We start from the raw sequence: 9,703 nt of genomic DNA on the forward strand, positions 1-9,703 counted from the left end.
TCTGGGGATTTCTCTCTGAACGCTATTTATATCATGATGGAAACTCACAATCCCCGTGGCTTCGGCCGTCAAAGCCTTCGATTCTTTGTCTGTCGGTAGGCAGCCTACGCACGAAGATGACGGGCTTTTTTTAACTACTTGATATTCCCTCTTTACCTGGCTCCCTTAAGTTGACACGCGTAGTCAGGGATCCAGTGCACACGGGCGCGGCCCACGAAGGTGCGCCTGGACTTCCCTTGCGTGGAATCACGAAGTTTAAAATGAATTTACTGTGCTTGTGGCTAATGATATGTATTCTTCACAACCCAGAGGATGGACCTCGCGAGAGGGTGACGGGTATGGATTACATCGTTTGAAGGCATATTTTTATTTAAACTTTTCTGATGCCGTGTGCCGAGTGAACTGACTGTTTTGCAGTACAGAGGAAAGTGCCCGTGGAACATTATTTAACTCCATATATCCGGGAAAATCTCAAAAAGAAAATGGTTTTTATTGAGGGCCCCAGACAAGTTGGAAAAACCACCTTAAGTGAGAGCCATTGGGTTGAAAAGCAGAGTGTGGCATAAATTATCGGCAATTTAAAGCGTTCTTGTGGCCGTGAAGGCATTCGAGTGACCAGGCTCATGAAATTTTTTGTAGATCCGCCGTGGCGTGAGAATTGATTAAATTCTCTAGAGGATATTTAAAATAGTTTTTAATGGAACTTTAAGCAGCGGCTTTTTATTTAAAATAATAAATTAACTTCAAAACGATTGACTCTGTTTATTGGTGTTTCAAAGCGATAAATTTATAATAAGGGAATTTTCCCATTAACTTAAGGACGTGCTATCTGGTTGGCTGTTACTCAATTTGTTGAATTCAGGTCTCTAACTAACAAGAAAATAGTTCTGGAAAGATACCCCTGCGTTGTTGTTTTATGATGAGCTAAAGAAATCCGATGAACTAAACAGAAAAATCCCTTTTCAATCAGTGACCGAATCGGTTTCTGACAAGCTTTCTTTGTTTAACCTTGCCTCTGAAACAGCGATATCCCCTTTAGACTTAGATAAAAAACAAGAGGACCAGTGTCAGGTATATTATGAACAGCAAATTGCTAAACCTGACAGCCCCGCTAAAAAAGTCATTGATGGGTATAATGAAACCAAACTTCGCTGTATTCTGGGGGTCACACCTGTATTTTCAAGACTTAGGTAAGTGAATCGAAAGGAATGCGTTTCGAATGGCTGCGACTTAAGTGTTGTCTGGTGACAATGGAAATTATGACGGAAACCATAATTAATTTTGCCAAAGAAAATGGATATCTCATAGAAGAATTGAATAAAAGTCAGAAAGAAAAAATAAAATTGATATTAGATAGAGCTTTTCTGAAGGAAAGACGTCAGGTTGCAGAAACCATCTTTTTCTGAAAGTAGAAAGATAAAATACTCGAAGTCTGCCTGAAAGTCCATCTGGAATCACGTTTGAGCCAGATGCAGGACAAGTTAAAGGAGAGACCTTTGTCGTGTGGCATTCCTCAAATTTTGTATGATCTATCCATACAGCTTGAAGAGATAGAGGGAGAGTTTGATAAACGCGAAAAAGCATAAAAGTAATTAAATGAATCTTATAGAAAAGTGGAGGAAGCTTTTGCCAAAAATGGAATACTTTTGAAAAGTTATGGGAAGCTGTTTCAGCCACGAAGGATATCCGAGAGGTAAAAGAACAATTAAACGAGGCGGTTCGATTTCCTAAAATGCCTTTACCCTATTTATATAGCGAATTCTGGCGTAAAAAGCGGAATTACTAATCGTTAGAATTACTAATCGTTATTTGAATATGCAGTTTTGTTATATAACAGCAAAAAGAGAGCAGAAGACAAAGAGGCATTAAGACCTCTTATCGAGATTGTAATACAACACGGCGATAAGCCTTCTCCTAAATTCCAAGGTAATGTCGCTTGGCCCATTTTGGGTTACTTGTAAAGTATGTAAACAATTCCACCCACTATGGCGGAGACGTGTGTCAGCAATTATGGGGTACAGTCAAGGACAGAAGGATGTAAAAAAAGAAAAGCTGTGGTACAAGTTTAGTGTGCTCAAGTGGGCGATGGGATCAGAAATTAGAATTAAACAGCAACATCGATCGGATGTTCAGGCGTATATAATGCTGTTTTGCCCCGAGGGGGAAGATCGTTTGACTCAATCGCTCAGCGCTGCTATCCAAAAGAAGGAAGCAGTCGCAGAATGAAAATGCAAAAGCAGGTCAGTATATCATGGGGCCGCTTCGCCCACTTCAAATTGAAATGCGGCCCGCTAATTCGATCAAATTTTATAGAGCTCCCGCAGCTACCGTTCACGGAATTGAAGAAAAGGAGGAGAAGAAAATAGCTGTTAATAATTCCATGACACCGTCATAGCTCATTAGGAGGGTTTTCCAATGAGACATTCTTTTGATTTTCGCGACCAAAACTCCTCTGCAGATCGGAAACGTGCCTGTGAAATTCTTAGAGCGACGGAACCAGTTACTCCTGAAGAGGCTAAAAAGCAAGCTAAAAAACTTTTGAAAAAGGAGCATCCTAATAGCCCAAACTACGATCCAAGGAAAGGGGATCAATGTGCAAAGGAGGTAGGCTGGGCTTGTGAAATCCTTTTTCCTCGCGCTCCTCAATCTAATGACCAACGTACCCCAGTAAGCAATAGAAAAAACGTAAAGGGTCTCCCGTATCAAGAGTAGAATTTAACAAATGGCTTGAAGAAGATATTGACAACTATCGTTTCAACCTTACTTTCCAATCGATTAAGAAATGTTCGAACACTGCTAAAGAGAATCTTTAGACACTTATCGAAGCGAAACAATTATCGTACGAAGATCTTGAAAACGAAGCTCTACAAAAAATCCTTTCAATTAATGGACAAGAGAACGGCCTACCAACGCTTTTGTGGGAAACGTTATCTTGCGTCATTTTTAATGACGACTCAGTAACGGAATATTTATGCGCGAAGCCGAAGAAAACTTGCATCTCTGAATTCGCTGAGACTCATTCATTTGGATGCCTCGATGAGGCGCGGCAGAATTTCAACCTTTTAAGTAAACTAGCCGGTGTTGTTTATGAAGATAACTCTCCGACCTGCAAGCATCCTAAATTGTTTCTATTTTAACTAGTGTCGATGGTGTTGGATTTTTTAGCTTGAATGCGTTGGATTCTATGTCAGTAAACTTGTATTACGCTTGTACGAAAGAATGCGGATTAGAAAAGTTTGGCTGTGAATGCATGATGAAATTAGTCGACGATTATTACGGAAAACATTAAATTTCAACCAATTGCTTCAGCAATTAAAGTACATTGATTTTCTTATTTTCAGTAAAAATTGTGAGTTGATGCAGAAATTGCTCGACGGAATAAACGAGGGGTACTTGGAGCCTATAAATAATAAAATTGCTGAGCTAGAGGAAAAAAATAAAGAGATGGGGGGGTGAGGATAGTAAAGGAAGAAAGAAAAAATTAGAAATAAAAATAAGTCAATTAGAAAAAGTGCATAAAGAAATACGACGTACCGTTAAGGAAGAAATCACTACATGTGTAAAAGCATATGAAGATAAAGTGAAATCCGAACCAGAAGCTCCTTGTATGTCGGACGAGGTTTTTTCTCTTAGGTGGAAAGCCCTAGATATTTTTCAGAAAGTCCATTTCGTTGTTTAAGAATATGAAAATAAATAAGAAATTTCTGATAGCGTTAATAGCATAGGCGCTTTTCTAAATCGGGTTAGATGCACTGTGCTAGTTTTTGTTAGTTTAGGTACATTGCTATTCTCTTACCACATTCGCACCGGCCTTTTTTCGGGATACGTGAATACGCATTTTATGCTAAGAGATTGTCGCAAGAATAATGCCAAAAGAATAGCTAGTGATAAGGATTTCAATTTAGAGGCACCTCCATTACAAATTCGGTGAAATTAACTGACTGCTGATCCATCGCATATGTTTATTTACAGCACCGGTATTCGCCGCAGTGACCTGATAGGCTCGCTTTCCTAAAGCGCTTCTTTCATCGGGGCTTTTAAATAACTGAGAAACCACGTGATATAAACTTTCGCTATCGTTTACGATCAATAAGGCCTGCGCTCTTTTTAACAACTCACTAATCAACACGAAATTTTGCAATTGAGGCCCGCTAATAATAGGGAGCTGAATAGCGGCAGGCTCAATTAAATTATGCCCGCCAACCGGAACCAGGCTACCACCGACAAAGGCGACGTCGCTTGCTGCATAAAGTCGGCACAATTCTCCCATGGTATCCCCCAATAAAATGTCCATTTTTTGAGTCGGGGATTGTTGGAGACTTCGCCTCACGATTGAAAAGCCGGCGTTTTCGCACAGCCGGGCTACTTTCGTGAACCGATCGGGGTGGCGTGGTGCTAGGATTAAAAACGCATCGGGAAACTCAGCACGGAGTTGGCGAAAGGCTTCCAGCACAATAATTTCTTCACCTTCATGGGTGCTGGCCGCCATGAGCGTCAGGCGCTCGCCCCATGATTTTCGAAGCGATTTTCCTTCTTGGATAACGGAAGTGGGCAAATGAAGATCGAACTTCATGTTACCCGTGACCAACAATCGATCCTTTGAAAGCCCCAGGTGAACAAAACGCCCTGCATCCACTAGGCTTTGAGCAGCGACGCAGTTAATTTGCGTTAACATTTTTCGCACGAGGGGGGCTATCTTTTGGTAACCTTGAAGCGAACGTTCGGATAAACGGGCGTTGGCTAATAGCACGGGAATATTTCGCTTATTTGTATAACGCAATAAATTAGGCCAAAGCTCGGTCTCCATTAAAATCGCCAATTGAGGATGCACGCGTTTTAAAAAACGGTTGACGGGACCTGGAAGATCATACGGCAAATAGACATGACGAACCCTGTCTTTAAAATTTTTTTGGACTTGCAAAGAACCTGTGGGGGTGGTTGTAGTGACCATCAAGGAATAATGAGGATAATGGTTCAACAGCGCTTTAATCAGCGGAACGGCAGCGATCACTTCCCCCACCGAGACGGTATGAAGCCATAGGGAAGGCACATCAGAGTCAAGCGACTTAATGTATCCAAAACGCTCCCATAAACGATAACGATAACCTTCGACCCGTCGAGATCGCCATAACATACGCAGCAGCACAAAGGGCAAGGCAGCGTAAAATAACAAAGTATACAGATAACGCATAAGCTTAGTGTACAATTGCATTGTCGTGAGCAACTCAATTTTATGAAAATTGTCCTTTTCCGCTTTGCGGGATGACAGTCTGGGTTGCCCATCATGAAGTTAAGAACGATAACGTGGATTGAACCGAAGAGCAATGCCAACGAAAAAAACCATTGGCAAAGGCTATACTGCCAAGCGATCGAAGTGTTGAGTGGCTTAGAGCCCGTGAAACGCCGCCCTGGGATGTATACGGATACTTTTCGCCCAAATCATCTTGCTCATAAAGCCATCGATAATAGTGTCGATGAAGCCATCGCGGGTTTTGCACAAAATGTGGAGGTAATTCTCTATAAAGACGGCTCATTAGAAGTCGTTGACGATGGTCGCGGCATGCCTATCAATGTTCACCTCGAACACAAATTAACGGGCGTCGAATTAATTCTAACGCGTTTGCACGCCGGTGCTAAATTTTCAACGAAAACCTACGAATATTCCGGGGGCTGCACGGGGTTGGCATCTCCGTTGTTAATGCACTGTCCAAAAAACTTACTGTTCAGGTAAAAAAAGACGGCAAAATTTATCAAATGGATTTTGCCAATGGTGAAAAAATGGCAAAACTACGCCCGCTGGGATCGTGCAATAGATCGGAAAGTGGTACAAGCGTCATTTATGGCCCGATCCGCATTATTTTGATTCTGTAAAGTTTGGGATTTCCGCTTTAAAACATACTATGCAGGCTAAGGCCGTTTTATGCCCTGGTCTCACCGTTCATTTTATCGATGAGAACACCGGCCAACAGTTGCAATGGTATTACGCCGAAGGCTTAAAAACCTATTTAGTGGATAGCTTGCGCGATCGCGAACGATTACCCGAAGAGTCGTGGGTGGGCAGTTTTTCGGGAGAAACGGGGAAAGCGGATTGGGCGCTGGCGTGGTTGCCTGAAGATGACGAAGGCGTTAGAGAAAGTTACGTGAATTTAATCCCAACGCCGCAAGGTGGGACGCATGTCAACGGTTTGCCAACAGGCTTATTAGAAGCCATGCGTGAATTTTGTGAGATCCACAAGTTATTGCCACGTAATTTGAAGCTTGCTTCCGAAGATATTTGGGAGCAATGCCATTATGTCTTATCCGTAAAAATGCAAGAGCCTCAATTTTCAGGCCAAACCAAAGAACGGTTAACTTCACGGCAGTCTGCTGTGTTTGTCTCCGGCGTCGTTAAAGATGCGTTTAGTTTGTGGTTAAATCATAATGTCGAAATCGGGAAAACGCTGGCTGAATTGGTGATTGCTAATGCGCAAAAACGATTGCGTATTAGCAAGAAAATTGAACGTAAAAAAGTGATAACGGGCCCTGCATTACCGGGCAAGTTAGCGGATTGCATTTTATCTGACCCAATACAGTGCGAACTGTTTCTAGTGGAAGGCGATTCAGCCGGTGGCTCAGCAAAGCAGGCACGAGATAAGAATTTTCAAGCCATCATGCCTCTTCGTGGAAAGATATTAAATATTAAATACGTGGGAAGTCGATACCGAACAAGTATTAGCTTCTCAGGCCCTTCACGACATCGCTATAGAGCGATTGCCGTTGATCCCGATTCCAGTAATTTAGAAGGCCTTAGGTATGGAAAAATTTGCATCTTAGTGGATACCGATTCCGATGGTTATCATATCGCTACGTTATTATGCGCACTTTTTATGAAATACTTTTACCCTTTAGTAGTGAGCGGCTATGTGTATGTGGGGCCATGCCCGCCCTTGTATCGTATTGACGTGAGCAAAGACGTGTTTTATGCCTTGGATGAAGAGGAAAAAGAAGTTATTTTGATCGCATTAAAGCGGAAAAATTAAAAGGCGCCATTAGTATCCAACGTTTTAAAGGCTTGGGTGAAATGAATCCGTCCCAATTACGCGAAACGACAATGAATCCGGATACGCGTCATTTAGTGCGATTAACCGTCAAGGCTAAAGATAAAACGGAACAGCTTTTGGACATGCTCTTAGCAAAAAAAACGCGCGGCGGATCGTCGGGATTGGCTGGAGCAAAAAGGAAATTTAGCGGAAGTGGAAGTTTAGTGACTATTCAGGCACCTAACGTGAATGGCTGAAAAATGGACGTTTCTATCCACAGGCTGAATAGTTACGAAGTTTAGGAGAAAACGATGAAAGAACTCAGTCCTAGTTTTGTGGCTCTTTCCAAAGAATCAAAATCGCACATTGAAGAAACGGATATCTATACTGTAAAAAAATGATGGACAATGAAGAAGACTTTGAGCTTTTGGATGTGCGCGAAGAAAGCGAATGGGATGAGGGACACTTGCCTTCGGCCATTCATCTTGGAGAAGGCGTTATCAAACGAGATATTGAAAGAGTGATCCCAATCGCAACCGCAAATTAATACTCTACTGCGGCGGTGGTTTTTTCGCTCCGCGTTGGCTGCCGAGAGCATTAAAAAATGGGCTATAAAAATGTGTTATCAATGGACGGCGGTTTTAAGGCTTGGCGCCAGGCGGGGTTTCCGATTATTATGGATTAAAATTCGCTATAGTTTAAAACCGTGAATCTTTAATTAAAAGGAAATCTAAAGTGGATAAAACACCTTCATGCAAGCGACGGGCTTCCCCGTGGGTTATTGCATTATTTATTATTTTATTAGTCGTCGCCGGTTGGTATTTGCTCTTTCCGGTGCTGGAACTAGCCCTTGCTATCACGGCAGGCGTTTGGGGCGTTATCATTGCTACAATTGTAGTGTTGAGCATTGCGATTCTGTTTTTCTTAGTTTTCAGTGGTGCCGGTGTCATAATTTTAGCTGTATTTGCTTTTTTATGGGGATTATTGGCAATTATTTTATTCCCGATTATTTTTCCTGTGGTCGTTCCATTATTAATAATTTTGTTATCTATCGGATTTCTGTTACGAAGAAAACGTTAGAAGTGATAAATATTTTTTTCAGTTACAACGCTGTTTAAAGGGATATCCCATTTTTCTGCAGTTATTGAATTAATTTTTTGGAACTCATAAGCCACACCGATCAGTTTGGGTTTTTGAGCATTTGAATCTTTTAAAAAAGCTAGGGTGCGGTCGTAGTAGCCTGCGCCGCGGCCCAGGCGATTACCTTCTTTATCAAAAACGACAAGCGGTAAAAAGATTAAATCCAGCTCCTTTGTGGCGATAGGTGTTTCCCGCGTTGGGTCGGGTTCTTCAATGCCGAAACGGTTTTTAATTAATTCGCTTTGGGGGCAATACGAATAAAAATCTAAATGATGATCTAAAGTGCAGTGCAAAATTGGTAAAAAACAGTCTTTTTTCACTTCGAGCGCTTTTGATACTGCGGTTCTTATATCGACTTCGCCGTCATCCGATAAATAAAACGCCAGCCGTTCGCTGGACTTAAAAATGGGAAGCGCCACAATTTTCTTAGAAATGATTTCAGAAGCTTCATTTTTTTCTTGTAAGGAAAGTCCGTTTCGGCGCTGGCGCAATTGATAGCGCAGTTGCTTTTTGCTAAGCATTGAACACATAAAACCCTCTATGACATCGTTGCAAGTCCATTAATTGAACCCAAAGGTTCAGGTGGGACTGGCGAGCACTGACTTCAGGCTTCCCTGGGGTTCATGAAACCCCGAAAAACGGGCTTGCTCAACAGTGTGACCACAGCCAATTCCCTGTCATATTCGTATCGGTTCAAATATGTAGTCCTTGCCACGAGTCACAGAGGGTACTCTCATATTATACTTCAATTTCAGTATTTGTTTCCAGAAAATTTTCAATTCGTTGTTGCAAATTTTGAATGCGTTGATTCATGACATCGATGTAATTATTTTTTTGTTTACGCAACTGCATGAGTTCATGGAAAATATTGAGAGCAGTGACCACAGCGATGCGTTCCATGCTGTTGATATTCGCTGTTTGGCGCACTTTCCGCATTTCTTCTTCCACGTAGACGGCTGCTTCTTGAAGTGCTTGGGTTTGCTGGGGTGGGCATTTAATGCGATAGCTGCGATCAAGGATTTTTACGCAAATAAGGCTCTGCTCGCTGTTGTTGCCACTCATGGCATTTCTTCCCTTAATTGTGTAACTACTTTTTTAATTTTCTGGGCAACTTGAAAGTTTTTTTCAACCAATAATGAACGCTCCCGAACTTGAGTGGCTAATTTTTTACGCAACGCATTATTTTCTGATTTTAATCTTTCTAAAGAACGCAATAAATGATCAACTTGATATTCTAACTCGCTGAGTTCTAGCGTATGTGTAGGTTGCATCCTTGATATCCTTTTTATTATTTTCAAATGCTAATCTGTATTTTATAATCTAATGGACTAAGAATAATGTCTTATTGTTGATCAGTCAACAACATGTCTCCTTTTTTATAATTATGCTTTTGAGCATCAATCTTTTGGGAAGATCGATTCTTTGAAGTGAGGAAGTTTAAAAGATCGAGTTGCTGACTCCCGAATGGCGAGCGCTTTTGTTTTAGAAGGTAGCCTGTATGAAGCGCAGTGAAATACGGGGATGATAGACGAGATCATTATTTT

Annotated in this window: 11 protein-coding genes, 1 other RNA gene and 2 pseudogenes; 8 read left to right on the forward strand and 6 right to left on the reverse strand. The window is 41.6% G+C overall.

Features of this window, described 5'->3' with window-relative positions; genetic code table 11:
• The first annotated feature begins 906 nt into the window (after positions 1–906).
• From OWO34_RS00245 to OWO34_RS09440, 3 genes are all read left to right on the forward strand, one after another.
• A complete protein-coding gene (locus OWO34_RS00245) occupies positions 907–1,194 on the forward strand; it encodes a hypothetical protein (protein WP_267256140.1) in 288 nt (95 codons plus the stop codon).
• Between the two features lie 804 nt (positions 1,195–1,998).
• Positions 1,999–2,226 carry a hypothetical protein gene (locus OWO34_RS00250; protein WP_267256141.1) on the forward strand — a complete coding sequence of 76 codons (228 nt, stop codon included), beginning with the start codon at positions 1,999–2,001 and terminating at the stop codon, positions 2,224–2,226.
• Positions 2,227–3,246: 1,020 nt separating this feature from the next.
• Complete coding sequence (locus tag OWO34_RS09440; RefSeq protein ID WP_323808248.1) at positions 3,247–3,456, forward strand: hypothetical protein; 210 nt, start codon at positions 3,247–3,249, stop codon at positions 3,454–3,456.
• 460 nt (positions 3,457–3,916) lie between these two features.
• Here OWO34_RS09440 and waaA read toward each other — a convergent pair whose 3' ends face one another.
• The gene (gene waaA / locus OWO34_RS00260; protein ID WP_267256142.1) at positions 3,917–5,212 is read right to left on the reverse strand and encodes a lipid IV(A) 3-deoxy-D-manno-octulosonic acid transferase; all 1,296 of its coding nucleotides are present in this window, start codon (positions 5,210–5,212) and stop codon (positions 3,917–3,919) included.
• 162 nt (positions 5,213–5,374) lie between these two features.
• Here waaA and OWO34_RS00265 point away from each other — a divergent pair, with 162 nt between their 5' ends.
• From OWO34_RS00265 to OWO34_RS00285, 5 genes and pseudogenes are all read left to right on the forward strand, one after another.
• Positions 5,375–5,731 carry an ATP-binding protein gene (locus tag OWO34_RS00265; protein WP_267256143.1) on the forward strand — a complete coding sequence of 119 codons (357 nt, stop codon included), beginning with the start codon at positions 5,375–5,377 and terminating at the stop codon, positions 5,729–5,731.
• 169 nt (positions 5,732–5,900) lie between these two features.
• Positions 5,901–7,019: a toprim domain-containing protein gene (locus tag OWO34_RS00270; RefSeq protein ID WP_267256144.1), complete on the forward strand. Its 1,119-nt coding sequence runs from the start codon at positions 5,901–5,903 to the stop codon at positions 7,017–7,019.
• Between the two features lie 41 nt (positions 7,020–7,060).
• On the forward strand, positions 7,061–7,276 hold the full coding sequence (locus OWO34_RS00275; protein ID WP_267256145.1) for a hypothetical protein: 216 nt from the start codon (positions 7,061–7,063) through the stop codon (positions 7,274–7,276).
• Between the two features lie 54 nt (positions 7,277–7,330).
• Positions 7,331–7,704: pseudogene (locus OWO34_RS00280) on the forward strand (rhodanese-like domain-containing protein).
• Between the two features lie 50 nt (positions 7,705–7,754).
• On the forward strand, positions 7,755–8,099 hold the full coding sequence (locus OWO34_RS00285) for a hypothetical protein (protein WP_267256146.1): 345 nt from the start codon (positions 7,755–7,757) through the stop codon (positions 8,097–8,099).
• On the opposite strand, the gene OWO34_RS00290 is transcribed toward OWO34_RS00285, so the two are convergent.
• From OWO34_RS00290 to OWO34_RS09635, 5 genes and pseudogenes are all read right to left on the reverse strand, one after another.
• Entirely contained in the window at positions 8,096–8,689 is a 594-nt protein-coding gene (locus OWO34_RS00290) for a 5-formyltetrahydrofolate cyclo-ligase (RefSeq protein ID WP_267256147.1), read from the reverse strand. The two genes, OWO34_RS00285 and OWO34_RS00290, sit on opposite strands and share 4 nt — an antisense overlap.
• A 1-nt stretch (position 8,690) precedes the next feature.
• A non-coding RNA gene (gene ssrS, locus OWO34_RS00295) (6S RNA) lies at positions 8,691–8,889 on the reverse strand.
• 8 nt (positions 8,890–8,897) lie between these two features.
• A complete protein-coding gene (locus tag OWO34_RS00300) occupies positions 8,898–9,221 on the reverse strand; it encodes a cell division protein ZapA (protein ID WP_267256148.1) in 324 nt (107 codons plus the stop codon).
• A complete protein-coding gene (locus OWO34_RS00305; RefSeq protein ID WP_267256149.1) occupies positions 9,218–9,457 on the reverse strand; it encodes a TIGR02449 family protein in 240 nt (79 codons plus the stop codon). The genes OWO34_RS00300 and OWO34_RS00305 overlap by 4 nt, the downstream gene beginning before the upstream one ends.
• 99 nt (positions 9,458–9,556) lie before the next feature.
• Positions 9,557–9,681: pseudogene (locus OWO34_RS09635) on the reverse strand (hypothetical protein); the annotation flags it as partial.
• Between the last annotated feature and the right edge of the window lie 22 nt (positions 9,682–9,703).

Source organism: Coxiella endosymbiont of Ornithodoros maritimus (assembly GCF_907164965.1).
GTDB lineage: Bacteria > Pseudomonadota > Gammaproteobacteria > Coxiellales > Coxiellaceae > Coxiella.